This is a genomic window from Ramlibacter sp. G4-7 (assembly GCF_057784995.1).
The window spans coordinates 113,768-132,842 of the sequence record NZ_JBYNTT010000012.1 but is presented as its reverse complement, the minus strand read 5'-3'; the positions used below and the strand labels follow the sequence as shown (position 1 = coordinate 132,842).

Sequence of the window (19,075 nt, the reverse complement as noted above, 5' to 3'; positions counted from 1 at the left end):
TCTTGGTTAAGCTAGGCGGACATGCCAGCCTCCGCCCAAGCCACAGACCTTCGCTCCGCCCTGCTCGCGGGCGCGACCGGTCTTGTGGGGCGGGAAATCCTGCGCGGGCTGCTCGCCGACGACAGCGTCGCGGCCGTGCACGTGCTGGCCCGCCGGCCGCTGGACGTGCAGCATGGCAAGCTGACGGTCCATCGGGTGGACTTCCCCGCAGTGCCGCCGCTGCCGCGCATCGACGAGGTCTACCTCGCGCTGGGCACCACCATCAAGGCCGCAGGCAGCCAGGAGGCCTTTCGCGCTGTCGACCATGACGCCAACCTCGCCGTCGCCCGTGCCGGCCTCGCAGCCGGCGCGCGCCGCCTGGGCGTGGTCAGCGCGATGGGGGCGGACCCGCGATCCTCGCTGTTCTACAGCCGCGTCAAGGGTGAACTCGAGGCGGAGCTGGCTCGCCTGGGGTACGAAGGCCTCGTCGTGGCGCGCCCGTCCATGCTGGCGGGCGACCGCATTGCACTGGGCCAGCCCGAGCGCGGCGGCGAGAAACTGGCGCTGCACGTGAGCCGCTGGCTGGCGCCCCTGATTCCCCGCAACTACCGCTCGATCCAGGCTGCGGACGTCGCACGGGCGCTGCTGCGCACGGTGCCGGTGGCGCGGGGGCAGCAGGTGCTGCTGTCGGGGGCGATGCAGCCTGGAGGCGGACGAATCAGTTGAACCTGCTCGTCTGCGGCACCGGCCGCACGATCTCGTTGCGCAGGTTGCGCAGGCCCCAGTCCACCAGCGGGGCGATCAGGATCCAGCGCAGGGACTGCCACACGGTGAACTGGCGGCGGTAGCTGCGCGAGGAGTTGAAGTGGCCGGCGTCGTTGAACAGGCCGAGGTCGGCGGTCACCATCAGGTCGCACTCGGTCGGCACGCCGCCCAGGAAGGCATCCTCGTGGCCGTCCCAGACCATGTTGCCGTTGACGTGGATGCCGTAGCCCCATTCCCAGCCCAGGTCCTTCAGGCGCTGCCGCGCGGCAGCCATGCACGCCGCGTCGTAGATGTAGGTGTCGGTGCGCAGCCAGCGGCCCTGCAGGAACACCTCGAGCACCGGCCGGTAGGCCTCCTTCAGGCCGGGGGCCACGCCGCGCAGGATCTCCCCCGAGAGGCCCACCATGCGCAGCCGCGCCGGCACCCTGGCGATGCGCAGCATGGCAACGAGCAGCGTGGCCTTGTCCGGGGCGTCGCCGCGGCCCGCGTCGTGGACTTCGCGGGCGGTCAGTGCCCGCAGTTTGAGGCGGCGCGTCAGCGGCAGCCGCTTCACGTAGCCGTACACGGCCAGGGCCTTCTCCCGGTCGTTCTTGCACAACTGCACCAGGGAGCGCACCCGCAGCCGCAGCTTGGGATCCTCGAGATCCAGCAGCGGCGAGGATCCGAGCCAGCGCTCGGGATCGTCGATGCCCTCGTGCGGGCCGCAATGGGTGGGCAATGCCACGGCTACTACCTTCTTCCCAACGTCGTACTTCCCCCGGTGCCGGTGCAGCCCGGGATTTGTGTCAAAGTGTATGCGCAAGCAGGAGGCCGCGGCTAGGAGAGTGCCCTAAGCGTTGTTCAGGGGATACCGGCGGTGTCCGCGGGGGGTCGGGCGGTGCGGCGCGTGGCATCCGTCGCGGGCAAAAGTCCGGGTTGCGCGTCACGCGGCAGCCGGCTGCCAACGGGTTCGCTGCTGATGACGCCCCATTTTTTCCATGCTACAAGGGCCGTCGCCTCGCAACTCACTTCGGGAGACCATGGCCACGGTCGACATCAGGAGGGTGGAAAAGGACTTCGGCGCCGCGCGCATCATCCGCGGCGTGGACATCGCCATCGAGGACGCACAGTTCACGGTGCTGGTGGGTCCGTCGGGCTGCGGCAAGTCCACCTTGCTGCGCATGATCGCGGGGCTGGAGGAAATCACGCGCGGCGAGATCGCCATCGGCGGCCGCGTCGTCAACAAGCTGATGCCGAGGGAGCGGGACATCGCCATGGTGTTCCAGAACTACGCGCTCTACCCGCACATGACCGTGCGGGACAACATGGCGTTCAGCCTCATGCTGGCCAAGCAGTCGAAGGCGGAGGTGGACGCGCGCGTGCGCAAGGCGGCCGACATCCTGGGGCTGGACGCGCTGCTGGAGCGCTATCCCCGCCAGCTCTCGGGCGGCCAGCGCCAGCGCGTCGCCATGGGCCGCTGCATCGTGCGCGACCCGCAGGTGTTCCTGTTCGACGAGCCGCTGTCCAACCTGGACGCCAAGCTGCGCGTGCAGATGCGCACGGAGATCAAGGAGCTGCACCAGCGCCTGCAGACCACCTCGATCTACGTCACGCACGACCAGATCGAGGCCATGACGATGGCGGACAAGATCGTGGTGATGCGCGACGGCATCGTGGAGCAGACCGGCTCGCCGCTGGAGCTGTACGACCGCCCCGTCAACCAGTTCGTCGCCGGCTTCATCGGCTCGCCGGCCATGAACTTCCTGCCCGGCGTGCTGCGGCGCTTCGACATCGGCGCCCGGGTGGAATTCGGCGACGGCTCGTGGCTGCCCGCGCCGCCGCACGCCGGCGCGGCGCAGGACGGCCAGAAAGTCCTCTACGGCACGCGTCCCGAGCACATGCAACTGGCCGACGGTGACGACGGCGTCGCCACCGAGGTCGTGGTCGTGGAGCCGACCGGCGCGGACACCCAGGTGTTCACCAAGATCGCGGGCGTGGAGGTCACCAGCGTCTTCCGCGACCGGCACGCGTTCCGCCCCGGGGAAGTCATCCGGCTGCGCCCCGACCCGGCGCGCGCCCACCTGTTCGACGCCGCCAGCGGCGTGCGGCTGGTCCACTAGCGGGCCGGCGGCCAAGAGTCCTTGCGTTCCCTTTGCGTTCACCACAAGACCAGGAGACAAGCCATGACCAACCGTCGCAAGTTTCTGAAGAAGGCCTCCGCCGGCGCGGCCGCGGTGTCGCTGCCGCTGATGTGGCCGGCCAGCGCCCAGGCGCAATGGAGCAACCAGCCGGAAAAGGGCGCCAAGCTGCGCGTGCTGCGCTGGAAGCGCTTCGTGCAGGGCGACGAGGACACCTACCTCGCCAACGTGAAGAAATTCAGCGACAAGTACGGCATCGAGGTGCGGGTGGACCACGAAGGCTGGGAGGACGTGCGCCCCAAGGCAGCCGTGGCGGCGAACACCGGGGCGGGACCGGACATCATCCTGTCGACCAACGACGACGCCAACCTCTACCCCGACAAGCTGGTCGACATGACCGACCTGGCGACCTACCTGGGCACCAAGTACGGCGGCTGGTATCCCGCCTGCGAAGCCTACCTGCGCCCCGATGGCCGCCGCTGGATCGGCATCCCCCTGGGCGGCACCGGCAGCATGATGGTCTACCGGGACAGCATGCTCAAGGCCGCCGGCGTGAACGCCTTCCCGCGCGACACCGACGGCTTCCTCAAGATGTTCCAGGCGCTCAAGGCCAAGGGCACGCCGGGCGGCATGGCGCTGGGCCACGCCACCGGCGACAGCGGCTGGACGCAGTGGCTGATCTGGGCCTTCGGCGCCGCGCTGGTGGACAAGAACAACAAGGTGATCATCGACAGCCCCGAGACGCTCAAGGCGCTGGAGTACGGCAAGGAGCTGTACGCCAACTTCGCCCCGGGCACGCTGTCCTGGCTGGACCCGAACAACAACAAGGCCTTCCTGGACAGCCAGATCTCGGTGACCAACAACGGCATCTCGATCTACTACGCGGCCAAGAACGCGACCGACCCCAAGGTCAAGGAGCTCGCGGCCGACATCCAGCACGCGAACTTCCCCGTCGGCCCGGTGGGCGTGCCCACCGAATACCACCTGTTCTTCAACCAGATGGTGTTCAAGCACAGCAAGTTCCCCAAGGCGGCCAAGGAGTTCGTGCGCTTCATGATGGAGGAGGAGCAGTACGGCCCCTGGATGCAGGCCGCCGGCGGCTACATCTCGCAGCCGCTGCGCGCCTACGAGAAGAACCCGGTGTGGACGGTGGATCCCAAGCACACGCCCTACCGCGACTGCGTCAAGAACATGCGTCCCGCCGGCTACCAGGGCCGCCTGGGCTATGCGTCCGCGGGTGCGCTGGCCGACTTCATCGTCCAGGACATGGTGGCCGAGGCCGTGAGCGGCTCCAAGACCCCGAAGGAAGCCGCACAGCGCGCGGCCCAGCGCGCCGAGCGCTACTACAAGGTCTGAGCGCGGCGCATGCTGCGCGCACTGCAGAACAGCCGCAACCTGCTCGGGCTGCTATTCATGCTGCCCGCGGCAGCGTTGCTGCTGCTGTTCCTCACCTACCCGCTCGGCCTCGGGGTCTGGCTCGGGTTCACCGACACCAAGATCGGCCGCGGCGGCGACTGGATCGGGCTGTCCAACTACGTCTTCCTCTGGGGCGACAGCGTCACGCGCCTGGCGCTGTTCAACACGCTCTTCTACACGGTGGTGGCCAGCGTCATCAAGTTCGCGCTGGGACTGTGGCTGGCGATCCTGCTCAACGAGCACATCCCCTTCAAGACCTTCTTCCGCACCGTCATCCTGCTGCCCTACATCGTGCCGACCGCGCTGTCGGCGATCGCCTTCTGGTGGATCTACGACGCGCAGTTCTCGATCATCAGCTGGACGCTGATGAAGATGGGCCTGATCGACCGCTACATCGACTTCCTGGGCGAACCGTGGAACGCGCGCCTTTCCACCATCGCGGCCAACATCTGGCGCGGCGTGCCCTTCGTCGCGATCACGCTGCTGGCGGGCCTGCAGACCATTTCGCCTTCGCTGTACGAGGCCGGCGCGATCGACGGCGCCACCGGCTGGCAGCGCTTTCGCTACATCACCCTGCCGCTGCTCACGCCGATCATCGCGGTGGTCATGACCTTCTCGGTGCTCTTCACCTTCACCGACTTCCAGCTGATCTACGTGCTGACGCGCGGCGGGCCCCTGAACGCGACGCACCTGATGGCGACCTTGTCCTTCCAGCGCGCCATTCCCGGTGGCGCGCTCGGCGAGGGGGCGGCGATCGCGATCGCCATGGTGCCGTTCCTGCTCGCCTCCATCCTCTTCAGCTATTTCGGCCTGCAGCGGCGCAAGTGGCAACAGGGAGGCAGCGACGCATGAAGGAGTCCCCGGACGACAGCCAGGGCATGGCCTACCTGAGCACGCTGCCGCGCCGCGTGGTGACGGTCTACATCCCGCTGGGCATCTTCGTGTTCGTGCTGCTGTTCCCCTTCTACTGGATGGCCATCACGGCCTTCAAGCCGGACGCCGAGCTGCTGTCACGCGAGGGCAATCCCTTCTGGGTGCTCAAGCCCACGCTGGCGCACATCCACAAGCTGCTGTTCCAGACGGCCTACCCGGAGTGGTTGTGGAACACGGTGATCATCTCCGTGGTCTCCACCTTCGTCTCGCTGTTCGCCTCGGTGCTGGCGGCGTATGCGATCGAGCGGCTGCGCTTTCGCGGCTCGCGCCACGTGGGCCTTTCCATCTTCCTGGCCTACCTGGTGCCGCCGTCGATCCTGTTCATCCCGCTGGCTGCCATCGTGTTCCAGCTGGGGCTGTTCGACACGCGCTGGGCGCTGATCCTCACCTACCCCACCTTCCTGATCCCGTTCTGCACCTGGCTGCTCATGGGGTACTTCCGCTCGATCCCCTACGAACTGGAGGAGTGCGCGCTGATCGACGGCGCGACGCGGCTGCAGATCCTGGTCAAGATCATCCTGCCGCTGGCCGTTCCCGGCCTGATCTCGGCGGGCATCTTCGCCTTCACGCTGTCGTGGAACGAGTTCATCTACGCGCTCACCTTCGTGTCTTCTTCCGAGGTGAAGACGGTGCCGGTGGGCGTGGTGACCGAACTGGTGGAAGGCGACGTGTACCACTGGGGCGCGCTGATGGCCGGCGCCCTGCTCGGCTCGCTGCCGGTGGCGATCATCTACTCCTTCTTCGTGGAGTACTACGTGTCGGGGCTGACGGGTGCGGTGAAGGAGTGAAGCCTCAGGCCGCGCGCAGGCGACGCGCGGGGCTGTCCAGCCTGGGCAGGGGCCGGAGGCTGGCCAGGACGGCGTCGATGTCCTCGCGGGCGCCGTCGATCAGGACGAGGATGGCCCGCTCGGCCCGGTCCGGCTCGCGGGCGACCACCGCATCGAGCACCGCCCGGTGCAAGGGCAGCGAGTTGCGCGGGCCGTCCTGCCGGGTCGTGGACACCTCGAAGCTGGTGCGCAGCAGCGCCGACAGGGCCTTGCTCATTTGCACCAGCATGCGGTTGTGGCAGGCGCGCAGCAGGCCCTGGTGGAAGCGCAGGTCGTACAGCACGTAATCGCCGCCCTCCTCCACCGCCCGGGTCATGCCGGCGAAGGCGGCCTCGATGGCCGCGATGTCTTCCGGCGTGGCGCGCTGCGCCGCCATGCGCACGGCCGCCGGCTCGACCACCCGGCGCAGCTCCTGCAGGTCGCGCAGGAAGTCGCGCGTGAGGCCGGCGCGCGACTGCCAGACGATCACGTCGGGGTCGAACCAGTTCCACTCCTGCGCCGGCAGCACGCGGGTGCCCACCTTCGGGCCCGTGGACAGCAGGCCCTTGGCGACCAGCGATTTGACCGTTTCACGCACGACCGTCCGGCTCACGCCCAGCTCCGCGCACAGCAAGGGCTCGGGCGGGACCGACGTGCCCGGCGGGTAGCGCCCGGAGACGATCGCGTGGCCCAGGTGGTCCAGCGTGTTGCCGTGGACGTTCTTGATCATTGCAGGCGTTGCGGCACCGTGTCCAGGCGCTGGCCGCCCGCGGTGTCGAACACGTGGGTCTTGTCGGCCGCGACCTCGAGGAACACCGTCTCGTCCGGCTTCACCGCGGTGCGGCCGTGCAGCACCACGACGATGTCCGCTTCGCCGACGCGCAGCAGCAGCTCGGTTTCCGCGCCGGTGGGCTCCACCACGACCACCTTGGCGGGGATGCCCTGGCCCGTCGTCGACAGCAGCATGTCACCCGGACGCACGCCGTACTGAACCGCCTGGCCGTCCTGGCCCTGGGCCTGCGGCACGGTGGGCCAGCGCTGGCCCTCGGCCTCCACCCAGCTGCCGCCCTCGCCCTGGCGCAGCGTGCCGGACAGGATGTTCATGGCGGGCGAGCCGATGAACTGCGCGACGAACAGGTTGCCGGGCCGGTCGAACAGCTCCAGCGGCGTGCCGATCTGCTCGACGATGCCGTCGTGCATCACCACGATGCGGTCGGCCATGGTCATGGCCTCGATCTGGTCGTGCGTGACGTAGACGGTGGTGGTCTTCAGCCGCTGGTGCAGCGCCTTGATTTCCGCCCGCATCGCCACGCGCAGCTTGGCGTCGAGGTTGGACAGCGGCTCGTCGAACAGGAAGACCTTGGGGTCGCGCACGATCGCGCGGCCCATCGCGACGCGCTGCCGCTGGCCACCGGAGAGCTCGCGCGGATAGCGATCGAGCAGCTGCGTGAGGTTGAGGATGCGCGCGGCGTCGTCCACGCGCTGGCCGGTCACGGAGGCATCCGCCTTGCGCAGCTTGAGGCTGAACGCCATGTTGTCGCGCACGGTCATGTGCGGGTACAACGCGTAGCTCTGGAACACCATCGCGATGTCGCGGTCCTTGGAGTCCAGGTCGTTGACCACGCGCCGGTCGATGTCGATCTCGCCGCCGCTGATGGGCTCCAGGCCGGCGAGCATGCGCAGCAGCGTCGACTTGCCGCAGCCGGAGGGCCCGACCAGCACCACGAACTCGCCGTCGGCGATGTCGAAGCTGATGCCGTGGATCACCTTGAAGCGGCCGAAGTTCTTCTCCACTCCGCGAAAGGAAACGGATGCCATGCGGGAAACTCCAGAATCAGCTCTTCACGGCGCCGGCCGTGAGGCCGCCCACCATGTAGCGCTTGAACGCGTAATAGATCGCCGCCGGCGGCAGCGCGTAGATGAGGCCGGTGGCCATCAGCAGCTCCCACGGCGAATCGTCCGCCGACAGGAAGCTGCCCAGCGCCACGCCCAGCGTGGTACTGCGGTCGTCGGACAGCAGCAGGAAGGCATAGAGGTATTCGTTCCAGGCGAGCAGCAGCGCGTAGGTTCCGACCGCGACCAGCGACGGCACCATCAACGGCAGGTAAACCAGCCGGAACAGCTGCATGGGCGTGGCGCCGTCCATGCGTGCCGCCTCGTCCAGCTCGTAGGGCAGCTTGTCCGAGGCCTGCTTGAGCACCCAGATGCAGTAGGGCGAGGCGATCGTCACCATCGCTAGGATCAGCGCCCACTGGTTGTTCAGCAGCCCGTAGTTGCCCATCGCCTTGTACATCGGCACCGCCAGGAAGGCGGCGGGAATGAAGTACGTGAGAAGCGCGAGGTTCATGACCGTGCGGCCGCCGGGCACGCGCAGGCGCGAGATGGCGAAGGCGGCGCAGGTGGCGACGAACAACGTGATCGCGCCGACGGACACCGCGATCACCACCGAGTTCCACATCTGCAGCCAGAAGTGGTTCAGGTAGTGGTGCTGCTCCTGGAAGACGATGCGGAAGTTCTGCAGCGTCGGGTCCTTGGGCCAGATGCGGCCCGAGGTCGCCGAGTCCTTGCCGGAGATCGCGAACAGGAACAGGTGGTAGATCGGGATCATCGTCCAGATGAACACCGGGATGCCGATCAGCAGCAGCTTCGCCTCGGTGGTGACGGCACGCCACGTGACCCGTTTCATTTGCTGAGCCTCTTCATCATGAAGTAGACGAGGGGCAGCACGAACGGCAGTGCCACCACGATCGCTGCCATCGCCAGGTCGACCTGGTCGAGGCGCAAGTAGCGGATGCCCAGCGTGGCGAGCACGTGCGTGAGGTCCGCGGGACCGCCGCCGGTGAGCAGGTAGACGCTGTTGAAGTCGCCCAGCGTCCAGATCATCGACAGGATGAGGGACGTCAGGTACAGGGTGCGCATCGACGGCCAGGTGATGAACTTGAACTTCTGCCAGCTGGTGGCGCCGTCGACCGCCGCTGCTTCGTACTGCTCCGCGGGGATGGCCATGCGCCCCGCCACCAGGATCAGCGTCCAGAACGGCAGCGACTTCCACACGTGCATCACCATCGAGAAGGACAGCGCCAGCGCCGGCTCGTTGAGCCAGTTGGGGCCGTCCATGCCGGTGAAGCGGAAGATCAGCGAATTGATCACGCCCCACTCGGGATTGAGCATGAAGCGGACCGAAAGGATGGTGGGGATCGAAGGCACCGCCCAGGGCAGGATGAACAGCGCCGACAGCGCCTTGATCCACCAGCGCGTCTGCACGAAGAAGCCGGAGAGCAGCAGCGCGATCATCATCTTGATGTTGATCGCCACCACCAGGAAGATCACCGTGTTGATCGCCGTGCGGAAGAAGATCGGGTCGGCGAACAGGTGCTCATAGCTCACCGGATGGCGGGCCAGCCAGAGGCCGTAGCCCACGGGGTAGAGCACGAACACCACGAACACCAGCAGGTAGGGCAGCACCAGCAGCCTGCCCCAGTTGTCCCAGGTGCTCGCGGTGCGGCGTGCCGGCGCGGCGACCGGCAGTTGGGCGGTGTCGGTGATGACCGTGCTCATGACCCGAGGCCTTCGCGGCTTATTGCGCGCCGGTTCCGGCGACCGTCTTGATGCGCGCGATCATCTCGTCCACGGCCTTGTCGACCGGGATCTTCTCGTTGATCACGCGGTTGGCCGCCTTGGCCCACACGTTCTCGTTGTTCAGCACCGTGAACTTGTAGTTCTTGGTGAATTCGAACGTGGTCGTGCCGCTCATGAACTGGTTGTAGACTGTCAGGCGGTGCGGGTCGTTCTTCCAGAACGGGCTCTGCTGCCCGGCCTTGGTCACCGGGAACCAGCGGCCCAGCGATCCCTCGACGTAGGGCGTCAGGTTCTCTTCCTGCAGCAGGAAGCCCACGAACTCCTTGGCGCGCTTCATGTTCTTCGCCTGCTTGAAGATCACGCCCGTCTTCACCGCCGCGCGGTACTTCATCTTGCTGCCGTCCGGCTTGTCCGGGAAGGCGCCGGTGGCGATCAGCTCGCTGTAGTTCTTCTTCGCTTCGGCGCGCTGGGCGTCGGTGAGCGTCGTGTTGTTCATGTCGTCGAGCCACTTGGCCGCGATCGAGATGGTGGCGTTGTGCGTGAGCACGGTCGTCTTGTTGTGGAAGGCGACGTTGTTGTCCGGGTCCTTCCAGCTCGTGGACGACGGCGGCGAGCAGCCCTTGGTGTACGGCGCGGTGTAGTCGGTCAGCGCGCCGATCAGGCCGGTGCGCACGGCAGGGTCGTCGACCAGCAGCTTGCCCGAGTCGTTGACCAGCTTGACGTTGTACGCGTCCATGAAGGTCAGGAACGAGAAGAACGAATCGCTCGAATCCACGCCCAGCGGCTGGCCGATGCCGAAGCCGCGCTTGCCGGTCTTCTGGCGGTAGGCCGGCTGCACCTTGTCGCACCAGAAGCTCCAGTAGTCCTTCCAGCCCTTGGGGATGTCGCTTTCCTTGAAGCCGGCGTCGTGCAGCATGTCCTTCCAGTACTGGATGTGCATGGTCTGCTGCTTGATCGGGAAGGCGTAGTAGGCGCGTTTCTGCGCCTTGTCGTCATAGAGGAAGGTGGTCGACAGCGCAACCGGCTCGAAGCGGGCCGTCATCGGGCTGAGGACGCTGCTGATGTCTTCCAGCTTGTCGTCGAAGGCCCACTTGGCCGTGACCTGGAAGTCGTAGACGTCGGCATAGGCGACGTCGGGCGGGTTGCCGGAGTCCAGCGCCGCAACCGTCTTCGGGATCATGTCCTGGATCGGGTACTGCGAGAGCTCGACCTTCACGCCCTTGTACTTCGCCTCGTACTTCTTGATGGCGGCGAACAGTGCGTCGTCCTCGGCCTTGTAGAAGCCCTTGACCCACCAGACGGTGAGCGTTTCCTGCGCCATGGCCGGCGCTGCGGCCATCAGGCCAAAGGCAACGCCCGCGGCGGCTACTACCATCCTCATTTTCATGCGCTGTGTCTCCAGTTGGTGGAACGAAAAGCAGGCGCCCTCAGGCCTTGCGGCATTCGGGCACGGGACTCGGAAGCGGTCGGCGCGCGAAGTGCGCCTGCAGGTTGGCCAGGGCGAGGTCCGCCATGGCCTGGCGGGTCTCGTGCGTGGCGCTTGCCATGTGCGGGGTGAGCACGACGTTGTCCAGCGCGCGCAGCGCGGCCGGCACGTTCGGTTCGTTCTCGAACACGTCCAGGCCGGCGCCGGCGATCACGCCCTTCTGCAGCGCCTCCACCAGTGCCGGCTCGTCCACGACCGTGCCGCGCGCGACGTTGACCAGGTAGCCCCTGGGCCCGAGCGCCTGCAGCACCTCGGCATCGATCATGCGCCGCGTGCCCTCGCCGCCGGGCGTGATGACGACGAGGAAGTCCACGGCGGCGGCCAGCGCCTTGGCGGACGGATGGTAGGGAAAGGTCACGCCCGGCTGCTGCGTGCGGCCGGTGTAGGCGATCGACATGCCGAAGCCCTGCGCGCGCGCCGCTATCGCTTTGCCGATGCGCCCCAGGCCGACGATGCCCAGGCGCTTGCCCGACATCTTCGTGGTCAGCGGCATGTTGCCCTGCTCCGCCCAGCGCCCCTCGCGCACGTAGCGGTCGGCCTGCGGCAGCTTGCGGGCGACGGCGAGCATCAGCGCCAGCGCCAGGTCCGCGACCTCGTCGTTGAGGACGTCGGGGGTGTGGGTCACCGGAACGCCGCGCTCGATGGCCGCGGCGACGTCCACCTTGTCGTAGCCGACGCCCATGATGGAAATAACCTCCAGCGCCGGCAGCCGGTCCATCAGCGCGCGCGGCACGTTGGATTCCCCGCCACCGGTGACGGCGCGGATGCTCGGCGCAATGCGCGCGAACTCGTCCGGGTTCGTCTCGTGCAGGCGGTCGTGCACCGTGAAGTGCGCGCGCAGCGGTTCCATATAGAACGGCGGCAGCTTCATGACAGCCAGCACGGCAGGACGCGAAGGTTCGCTCATGGTTTGTCCCGAAAGGGTTGGCAATCGTATGACCATAAGATGATTGCCCGATCAGGACCAACCCTATGACACCCCCGAGAAAGAAACCGCAGGAGCTGCGCTCGCAGCAATGGTTCGGCCGCCAGGACCGTGACGGCTTTGCCTACCGCAGCTGGGTCAAGGGCAAGGGCGTGCCGCACGACCAGTTCGACGGACGACCCGTCATCGGCATCTGCAACACCTTCAGCGAACTCACGCCCTGCAACTCGCACTTCCGCACCCTCGCCGAGCAGGTGAAGATCGGCGTGTACGAGGCCGGCGGCTTCCCGCTGGAATTCCCCGTGATGTCGCTCGGCGAGACGCTGCTGCGGCCCACCGCCATGCTGTACCGCAACCTCGCGAGCATGGACGTGGAGGAATCGATCCGCGGCAACCCGGTCGATGGCGTCGTGCTGCTCATGGGCTGCGACAAGACCACGCCTTCGCTGCTGATGGGCGCGTCCAGCGTGGACCTGCCCACCATCGGCGTGTCCGGCGGTCCCATGCTTTCGGGCAAGTGGCGCGGCCAGGAGCTGGGCTCGGGCACCGGCGTGTGGAGCATGAGCGAGCAGGTGCGCGCCGGCACGCTCAAGCTGCAGGATTTCTTCGAGGCGGAAAGCTGCATGCACCGCAGCCACGGCCACTGCATGACCATGGGCACGGCCTCGACGATGGCCAGCATGGTGGAAGCGCTGGGCGTCGGCCTGCCGGGCAACGCAGCCTACCCCGCCGTGGACGGCCGCCGCAACGTGCTCGCGCGCATGGCCGGCCGCCGCATCGTGGAGATGGTCCACACGGACCAGAAGCTTTCCAGCATCCTGACGCGCCAGGCCTTCGAGAACGCGATCAAGACGCTGGCCGCCATCGGCGGATCCACCAACGCGGTGATCCACCTGATCGCCATCGCGCGCCGCATCGGCGTGGAACTCTCCATCGAGGACTTCGACAAGCTGGGCAGCGAACTGCCTTGCCTGCTGAACCTGCAGCCTTCGGGCCAGCATCTGATGGAGGACTTCTGCTACGCCGGCGGCCTGCCCGTCGTGATGAAGGAGATCGCGGCCCACCTGCATCTGGACCTCGTCACGGCCAGCGGCAAGACCGTCCGGGAGAACATCGCCGACGCGCAGAACTGGAACAAGGAAGTGATCCAGCCGCTGGAAGCGCCTTTCAAGGAGAAAGCCGGCATCGCCGTGCTGCGCGGCAACCTCGCGCCGCGCGGCGCGGTGATCAAGCCCAGCGCCGCGACGCCCCAGCTGATGGTGCACCGTGGCCGGGCCGTGGTGTTCGAGGACATCGAGGACTTCCATGCCCGCATCGACGACGAGAACCTGGACGTGGACGAAAGCTGCGTGCTGGTGCTCAAGAACTGCGGGCCCAAGGGCTACCCCGGCATGGCGGAAGTGGGCAACATGCCGCTGCCGCCCAAGGTGCTGCGCAAGGGCATCACCGACATGGTGCGCATCAGCGACGCGCGCATGAGCGGCACGGCCTACGGCACGGTGGTCCTGCACACGGCGCCGGAAGCGGCCGCCGGCGGTCCGCTCGCGCTGGTGCGCAACGGCGACATCATCGAACTGGACGTGCCCAAGCGCCGCATCCACCTGGAAGTGGGCGACGAGGAACTGGCCCGCCGCCGCGCCGAGTGGAAGCCGCCGCAACCGCCGCTGTCCTCCGGCTACTGGAAGCTGTACATCGACCACGTGCTGCAAGCCGATGAAGGGGCCGACCTGGACTTCCTGGTGGGCAAGCGCGGCGCCTTCGTGCCGCGGGACAACCACTGACCCACCGTCCTCCCCGCACAGGCGGGGGGCCGGGGCCTGCATGAACCATCTCGTTGCCGTCGACTGGGGCACGTCTTCGCTGCGTGCCGCACGCATCGCGCGGGACGGCACCGTCGTCGAACAGCGCGCCTCCCAGCGCGGCATCCTCACGGTGCCTGCCGGCGGATTCGAAGACGTGCTGCACGAGACCTGCGGCGACTGGCTGGAGGATCCGTCCACCCTCTGCCTCGTGAGCGGCATGGCCGGCAGCCGGCAAGGCTGGCAGGAGGCGCCTTACTGCCCCTGCCCTGCGGGTTTCGGCGAACTCGCGCGCGCCCTGCGCTGGGTCGAACCCCGGCGCATCGCGCTCGTGCCCGGCCTTTCCTGTGAAACCGACGGCGTTCCCGACGTCATGCGCGGCGAGGAGGTGCAGGTCTTCGGCGCCATGGACCTGTTGCGCGTGGAGCAGGGCAGCTTCGTGCTCCCGGGCACGCACAGCAAGTGGGTCCGCGTGCAAGGCGGTCGCGTGCAGTCCTTCGCGACCTGCATGTCCGGCGAGTTCTACGCGCTGCTGCGTCAGCATTCGATCCTCGCGCGCACGATGGCCGCGGAGGACGGCGCGCTGGACGAAGCCCTGTTCGCGCAAGGCGTGCTGCACGCCCAGCGCAGCGGCAGCCTGCTGCACGCGGCCTTCAGCGCCCGCACGCTGTCCTTGTTCGACCGGCTGCCGCCGTCGGCGGCGCCGAGCTATCTGTCCGGCCTCGTCATCGGCGAGGAACTGCGGCTGCAGGCAAGCCACGCCGGTGACCTGGTCCTCGTCGGCAACCCGCAGCTCACGCAGCGCTACCAGATCGCGCTCGCGACCCTGGGCCGGGCCAGCCGCAGCCTCGGCGCCGAAGCCACGTGGCGCGGACTGTGGGCCCTCGCCCGTTCCCTGGAGTCCCCATGAACCCAACGCTCGCGGCGTGCTGGCAAGGCGCACTCGCCACCTTGCCCCTGGTCGCCATCCTGCGCGGCATCCGTCCCGCCGAAGCCGAAGCCGTCGGCGAGGTGCTGCACCGCGCCGGCTGGCGCCTGCTGGAGGTGCCGCTGAATTCGCCCGATCCGCTGGCGAGCATCGCCGCCCTCGCCCGCCGCTTCCCGGATGCGCTGGTCGGCGCCGGCACGGTGCGGACGGAAGAGGACGTGCGCGCGGTGCACGCCGCCGGCGGGAGGCTGGTCGTGTCGCCGCATTTCGACGCCCGCGTGGTGCGCGCGGCGGCGGCGCTCGGCATGGTCACCCTGCCGGGCGTCCTCACGCCCAGCGAAGCCTTCGCCGCGCTGGAGGCCGGCGCCACCGGGCTCAAGCTGTTCCCGGCGGAGATGGTGCCGCCCGCGGCCGTGAAGGCGATGCGCGCGGTGCTGCCGCCGCAGGTGCTGCTGCTGCCGGTCGGCGGCATCGCGCCCGCCAACATGGCGCCTTACCGCGCCGCCGGCGCCAACGGCTTCGGCATCGGCTCGGCGCTCTACCAGCCCGGCCGCGAACTGCACGCCGTCGCCGCCTCGGCCCAGGCCTTCGCCGATGCCTGGACGGGTACGATGCGCGCATGACCAGCGCGACTCCCCCGGCTTCCACCGCCATCCAGTTCGGCCTGCGCGACCGCGTGTGCATCGTCACGGGTGCCTCGCAAGGCATCGGCGAGGCCTGCGCCCGGCGCTTCGCGCGCGAAGGCGCGAAGGTGGTGATCGCGGACATCGAGGACAGGCGGGGCCAGGCGCTGGCGCAGGAGCTGCAGGGCCTCTACGTGCCTTGCGACGTCGGCGACAAGGCGCAGGTGGACACGCTGGTGGCCAAGGTCATGCTCACGCATGGGCGCATCGACGTCCTGGTGAACAACGCCGGCATCTTCAAGGCCGCGGACTTCCTGGACATCACCGAGGCGGATTACGACGCGGTGCTGCGCGTGAACCTCAAGGGCTCCTTCCTGGTGGGCCAGGCGGTGGCGCGCGAGATGGTGAAGGCGGGGCGCGGCGCCATCGTCAACATGAGTTCGGTCAACGCCGTGCTCACCATCCCGAGCATCGCCACGTACAACATGAGCAAGGGCGGCATCAACCAGCTCACGCGGGTGATGGCGCTGTCGCTGGCGGACAAGGGCGTGCGCGTGAACGCCGTGGCGCCGGGGACGATCGCGACGGAACTGGCCGCGAAGGCGGTGCTCACGAGCGAGGAAGCCAGGGCGCGCATCATGAGCCGCACGCCGATGAAGCGCCTGGGCGAACCGGCGGAAGTGGCGGATGTCGTCGCCTACCTGGCCAGCGACGCGGCGAGCTACGTGACCGGGGAGATCGTCGTCGTCGACGGCGGGCGCATGACCCTGAACTACACGGTCTAGCGCTTGCGGGCGGGCGGCGCCTTGCGCGGCGCCTTCCTGGCAGCCTCGGGCTCCTCCTGCTCCATGAACTCGCGGATGAGCCTGCGCACCACCTGCGAAGGCGTCATGTCCTGCGTGCGGCACAACTCCTCGAAGGCCAGCTTCTTCGCCGGGTCGATCAGGATGGTCAGCCTTGCTGTCTTGAGCTCCATGCGCGAGGGACTCCGATGTTAATCGGATTGTAATTCGTTTCCGCCGCGCGAGGGGGCGATCAGTCCGATTGCGGGGCCGATGCGCCCGGATAACTCACGCCGTGCTTGGTCAAGTAATCGCGGATCAGTTGACGCACGACCTGCGAGGCCGTGATGTCCTGCGAGGCGCACAGCTCCTCGAAAGCCCTCTTCCGGTCCGCATCGATAAGGACGGTGAGGCGCGCGGGTTTCTCTTCCATGCAATCGTTCTGTTTTTTGCCGAACATGATAATACTGTGAGCGTATTATGTGAGTCGCATGGTAGTACTTTGGCGCGACCACTGCTGCGGAAAACGCACCGTCAGCGCATCGGCTCCTGGCTCGACGTTTTGTAGTCCTGCGCACACGCTGAGTCAACGCAAGGCGTCCGCTGCGGACGCCGCCCCGCCCGCCGGCACGCGGCGAGGGCAGGGATGGGCGGAAGGTGCCGTCAGGCGGCCGCGGCGCCGACCGGCGGGCGCGCCCGCACCGGCGCTTCGCGGATGGGCAGGTGGATCAGGGCGGCGCCGGTGGCCAGCACGATGTCCATGTACCAGAACCAGTCGTAGGAACCGGTCCACTCGTACACCTTGCCGCCCAGCCAGGAGCCGAAGAAGGCGCCGACCTGGTGGGTGAGCATCACGACGCCGAACAGCGTCGCCATGTTGGCCGGCCCGAAGAACTTGGCCACCAGCCCGGCCGTCGGCGGAACGGTCGACAGGTAGGTCAGTCCCATCACGGCCGCGAAGACCAGCACGACGGTCCCCGTCTTGGGCGCGAACAGGAAGACCAGCACGGCCGCGCCGCGTACCGCGTACACCAGCGAGAGCAGCGACTTGGAACGCCAGCGTCCCATCGCCCAGCCGATCGCCAGGCTGCCGGCGATGTTGAACAGGCCGATGATGGCCAGTGCCCAGCCGGCCCATTGCGTCGGCAGCCCGCAGGCCTCGATCACCCCGGGCAGGTGCACGGCCAGGAAGGCGACGTGGAAGCCGCACACGAAGAAGCCGGCGCCCAGCAGCACGTAGCTCGGATTGCGCAGGGCCTCGCGCACGGCCTGCGCGGCGCCGACCGGCTTGCGGTCCGCCGCTCCCTGCGCGCGCGCGCCGGTGCCGCGCAGCACCCAGGCCGCCGGCAGGCACAGCAGCACCATCACGCCCAGGACCTGCATGGCACGCGACCAGCCCATGCCGACGATCAGTGCCGCGGCGATCGGCGCGGTGGCGAACTGCCCGAAGGAGCCGCCGGCGTTCACGATGCCCGTGGCGATGCCGCGCCGGGCCGGATCGATCATCCGCATGCTGGCCGACATCAGCACCGCCGGCCCCGCCATGCCCGAGCCGCCGGCGGCGAGCACGCCGATGGCGAAGATCAGGCCGAGCGTCGTCGTCATGAAGGGAGTGAGCACCGTGCCCACCGCCATCAGCGCGAGCCCCGCCACCAGCACGCGGCCGGCACCGTAGCGGTCGGCCATCGCGCCCGCGAAGGGCTGCGTGAGCCCCCACCACAGCTGGCCGAAGGCGAAGGCCAGGCTGATGCTGCCCAGGCCCAGGCCGGTGGAGGTGTTCAGTGCCGGCAGGAACAGCCCCATGCTCTGGCGGCTGCCCATGGTCAGTGCGAAGGTGCCCGCGGCGGCGAGCAGGACGAGCCAGAGTGCGGTGCGGCGCGTCGCCTCAGTCATGGATCTCTCCTTCGGGAAGGTCCGCCAGCAGGTCCTGGCATTCGTCGAGAAGCGCGTGCAACGCTAGCACACGCTGCGTGCCCAGCCGCGCATTGAGTGACTCCTGCGCCACACGCCAGCGGCGCTGCGCCTCCTGCCGCTTCTCGCGGCCAGCCGCGGTGGCCGTGACCAGCCGGCTGCGCGCGTCCGGCCCGGGCGCGGTGGCCAGCAGCCCCGCGTCGACCAGCGGCCGCAGGTTGCGCGTCAGCGTCGAGGCGTCCACCTTCATGGCACGGGCCAGGTCCACCGGCCGCACCGGCCCCAGCTTGACCACGTACGACAGCAGCGAATACTGTGTGCCGCGCAGGCCCGTCTTGCCGACCTCCGCGTCATAGAGCTGCGCCACGCGGCGCATCAGCTGGCGCAGCTTGAGGTTGGTGCAGCCCTGCGGCTTGACAGCGGTGTCCATGGCGACTATTGTAGCTGCAACTATTGCATATGCAACCTTTTCGGGAGACGCGCATGGACCGACTGCAAGAGTGGCTGGAACAGGAACGCCAGGTGCACGAACGCATCGTCGCCGGGGCGGGCTACGGCGTGTCCAGCCCGCAGCAGGTGGCGGGCAGGAGCGGCCTGGAGCTGCTGCAGGCGATGTTGCGCGGCGAGCTTCCTGCCGCGCCGATCGCGCGCACGCTGGATTTCCAGGTGATCGAGGTCGGCGAAGGGCGCGCCGTGTTCCAGGGCACGCCCGGCGCGGCCCACTTCAATCCCATGGGCGGCATCCACGGCGGCTGGTACGCGACCCTGCTCGACTCGGCCCTGGGCTGCGCGGTGCACACGCTGATGCCGGCCGGCCGTGGCTACACCACCGCGGAACTCGGGGTGAACCTGGTCAAGGCCATCGGCCCGAACGTCAAGCGCGTGCGCGCCGAAGGGCGGGTGCTGCACTGCGGCCGGCAGCTCGCGACGGCCGAAGCCAGGCTGGTGGGGCCCGACGGCACGCTGTACGCACACGGGACGACGACCTGCCTGGTGTTCGAGATGAAGTAGCGCAACGGTGGGGTT

At 68.2% G+C, this 19,075-nt stretch carries 21 protein-coding genes; 10 read left to right on the top strand and 11 right to left on the bottom strand.

The genetic code is table 11. From position 1 onward, the window contains the following. Nucleotides 1-21 precede the first annotated feature (21 nt). On the top strand, nucleotides 22-705 hold the full coding sequence (locus AC3EGR_RS17605; protein WP_488547805.1) for a Rossmann-fold NAD(P)-binding domain-containing protein: 684 nt from the start codon (nucleotides 22-24) through the stop codon (nucleotides 703-705). Here the strand turns inward: AC3EGR_RS17605 and AC3EGR_RS17600 are convergent. After that, nucleotides 698-1,468, bottom strand: coding sequence for a transglutaminase-like domain-containing protein (locus AC3EGR_RS17600; protein ID WP_488547804.1), 771 nt, complete (start codon nucleotides 1,466-1,468; stop codon nucleotides 698-700). The two genes, AC3EGR_RS17605 and AC3EGR_RS17600, sit on opposite strands and share 8 nt — an antisense overlap. A gap of 295 nt (nucleotides 1,469-1,763) precedes the next feature. On the opposite strand from AC3EGR_RS17600, the gene AC3EGR_RS17595 reads away from it, so the two are divergent. The 4 genes from AC3EGR_RS17595 to AC3EGR_RS17580 all read left to right on the top strand — a co-directional run bounded on the left by AC3EGR_RS17595 (nucleotide 1,764) and on the right by AC3EGR_RS17580 (nucleotide 5,998). Next, nucleotides 1,764-2,843: an ABC transporter ATP-binding protein gene (locus tag AC3EGR_RS17595; protein WP_488547803.1), complete on the top strand. Its 1,080-nt coding sequence runs from the start codon at nucleotides 1,764-1,766 to the stop codon at nucleotides 2,841-2,843. A gap of 63 nt (nucleotides 2,844-2,906) precedes the next feature. Next, a complete protein-coding gene (locus tag AC3EGR_RS17590; protein ID WP_488547802.1) occupies nucleotides 2,907-4,217 on the top strand; it encodes an ABC transporter substrate-binding protein in 1,311 nt (436 codons plus the stop codon). A 9-nt stretch (nucleotides 4,218-4,226) separates the two neighbouring features. Then, a complete protein-coding gene (locus AC3EGR_RS17585; protein ID WP_488547801.1) occupies nucleotides 4,227-5,129 on the top strand; it encodes a carbohydrate ABC transporter permease in 903 nt (300 codons plus the stop codon). Then, a complete protein-coding gene (locus AC3EGR_RS17580) occupies nucleotides 5,126-5,998 on the top strand; it encodes a carbohydrate ABC transporter permease (protein ID WP_488547800.1) in 873 nt (290 codons plus the stop codon). Before AC3EGR_RS17585 ends, AC3EGR_RS17580 begins: the two co-directional genes overlap by 4 nt. Before the next feature lie 4 nt (nucleotides 5,999-6,002). Here AC3EGR_RS17580 and AC3EGR_RS17575 read toward each other — a convergent pair whose 3' ends face one another. From AC3EGR_RS17575 to AC3EGR_RS17550, 6 genes are read right to left on the bottom strand one after another with little or no spacing between them, the layout of a single operon-like run. Continuing rightward, nucleotides 6,003-6,746 carry a FadR/GntR family transcriptional regulator gene (locus AC3EGR_RS17575; protein ID WP_488547799.1) on the bottom strand — a complete coding sequence of 248 codons (744 nt, stop codon included), beginning with the start codon at nucleotides 6,744-6,746 and terminating at the stop codon, nucleotides 6,003-6,005. Next, a complete protein-coding gene (locus tag AC3EGR_RS17570) occupies nucleotides 6,743-7,834 on the bottom strand; it encodes an ABC transporter ATP-binding protein (protein WP_488547798.1) in 1,092 nt (363 codons plus the stop codon). The genes AC3EGR_RS17575 and AC3EGR_RS17570 overlap by 4 nt, the downstream gene beginning before the upstream one ends. 16 nt (nucleotides 7,835-7,850) lie before the next feature. Next, entirely contained in the window at nucleotides 7,851-8,702 is an 852-nt protein-coding gene (locus AC3EGR_RS17565) for a carbohydrate ABC transporter permease (RefSeq protein ID WP_488547797.1), read from the bottom strand. After that, on the bottom strand, nucleotides 8,699-9,574 hold the full coding sequence (locus AC3EGR_RS17560) for a carbohydrate ABC transporter permease (RefSeq protein WP_488547796.1): 876 nt from the start codon (nucleotides 9,572-9,574) through the stop codon (nucleotides 8,699-8,701). Before AC3EGR_RS17560 ends, AC3EGR_RS17565 begins: the two co-directional genes overlap by 4 nt. Before the next feature lie 19 nt (nucleotides 9,575-9,593). Beyond that, nucleotides 9,594-10,982 carry an ABC transporter substrate-binding protein gene (locus AC3EGR_RS17555; protein WP_488547795.1) on the bottom strand — a complete coding sequence of 463 codons (1,389 nt, stop codon included), beginning with the start codon at nucleotides 10,980-10,982 and terminating at the stop codon, nucleotides 9,594-9,596. 40 nt (nucleotides 10,983-11,022) lie between these two features. Continuing rightward, a complete protein-coding gene (locus AC3EGR_RS17550) occupies nucleotides 11,023-11,988 on the bottom strand; it encodes a 2-hydroxyacid dehydrogenase (protein ID WP_488547794.1) in 966 nt (321 codons plus the stop codon). A 65-nt stretch (nucleotides 11,989-12,053) separates the two neighbouring features. Between AC3EGR_RS17550 and AC3EGR_RS17545 the strand changes: the two genes are divergently transcribed. From AC3EGR_RS17545 to AC3EGR_RS17530, 4 genes are read left to right on the top strand one after another with little or no spacing between them, the layout of a single operon-like run. Next, on the top strand, nucleotides 12,054-13,787 hold the full coding sequence (locus AC3EGR_RS17545; RefSeq protein ID WP_488547793.1) for an IlvD/Edd family dehydratase: 1,734 nt from the start codon (nucleotides 12,054-12,056) through the stop codon (nucleotides 13,785-13,787). Between the two features lie 40 nt (nucleotides 13,788-13,827). Further along, entirely contained in the window at nucleotides 13,828-14,715 is an 888-nt protein-coding gene (locus AC3EGR_RS17540; protein WP_488547792.1) for a 2-dehydro-3-deoxygalactonokinase, read from the top strand. Beyond that, complete coding sequence (locus AC3EGR_RS17535) at nucleotides 14,712-15,356, top strand: 2-dehydro-3-deoxy-6-phosphogalactonate aldolase (protein WP_488547791.1); 645 nt, start codon at nucleotides 14,712-14,714, stop codon at nucleotides 15,354-15,356. The genes AC3EGR_RS17540 and AC3EGR_RS17535 overlap by 4 nt, the downstream gene beginning before the upstream one ends. Next, nucleotides 15,353-16,141: an SDR family NAD(P)-dependent oxidoreductase gene (locus AC3EGR_RS17530; RefSeq protein WP_488547790.1), complete on the top strand. Its 789-nt coding sequence runs from the start codon at nucleotides 15,353-15,355 to the stop codon at nucleotides 16,139-16,141. The genes AC3EGR_RS17535 and AC3EGR_RS17530 overlap by 4 nt, the downstream gene beginning before the upstream one ends. Here AC3EGR_RS17530 and AC3EGR_RS17525 read toward each other — a convergent pair. The 4 genes from AC3EGR_RS17525 to AC3EGR_RS17510 all read right to left on the bottom strand — a co-directional run bounded on the left by AC3EGR_RS17525 (nucleotide 16,138) and on the right by AC3EGR_RS17510 (nucleotide 18,479). Then, nucleotides 16,138-16,332 carry a CopG family transcriptional regulator gene (locus AC3EGR_RS17525; RefSeq protein ID WP_488547789.1) on the bottom strand — a complete coding sequence of 65 codons (195 nt, stop codon included), beginning with the start codon at nucleotides 16,330-16,332 and terminating at the stop codon, nucleotides 16,138-16,140. The genes AC3EGR_RS17530 and AC3EGR_RS17525 overlap by 4 nt on opposite strands. Nucleotides 16,333-16,391: 59 nt before the next feature. Further along, complete coding sequence (locus tag AC3EGR_RS17520) at nucleotides 16,392-16,571, bottom strand: ribbon-helix-helix protein, CopG family (protein ID WP_488547788.1); 180 nt, start codon at nucleotides 16,569-16,571, stop codon at nucleotides 16,392-16,394. 230 nt (nucleotides 16,572-16,801) lie between these two features. Beyond that, nucleotides 16,802-18,031 (bottom strand): MFS transporter, encoded by a 1,230-nt coding sequence (locus AC3EGR_RS17515; RefSeq protein ID WP_488547787.1) that lies wholly within the window; start codon nucleotides 18,029-18,031, stop codon nucleotides 16,802-16,804. Beyond that, on the bottom strand, nucleotides 18,024-18,479 hold the full coding sequence (locus tag AC3EGR_RS17510; protein WP_488547786.1) for a MarR family winged helix-turn-helix transcriptional regulator: 456 nt from the start codon (nucleotides 18,477-18,479) through the stop codon (nucleotides 18,024-18,026). Before AC3EGR_RS17510 ends, AC3EGR_RS17515 begins: the two co-directional genes overlap by 8 nt. A 53-nt stretch (nucleotides 18,480-18,532) precedes the next feature. On the opposite strand from AC3EGR_RS17510, the gene AC3EGR_RS17505 reads away from it, so the two are divergent. Further along, the gene (locus AC3EGR_RS17505) at nucleotides 18,533-19,060 is read left to right on the top strand and encodes a PaaI family thioesterase (RefSeq protein ID WP_488547785.1); all 528 of its coding nucleotides are present in this window, start codon (nucleotides 18,533-18,535) and stop codon (nucleotides 19,058-19,060) included. Nucleotides 19,061-19,075 lie beyond the last annotated feature (15 nt).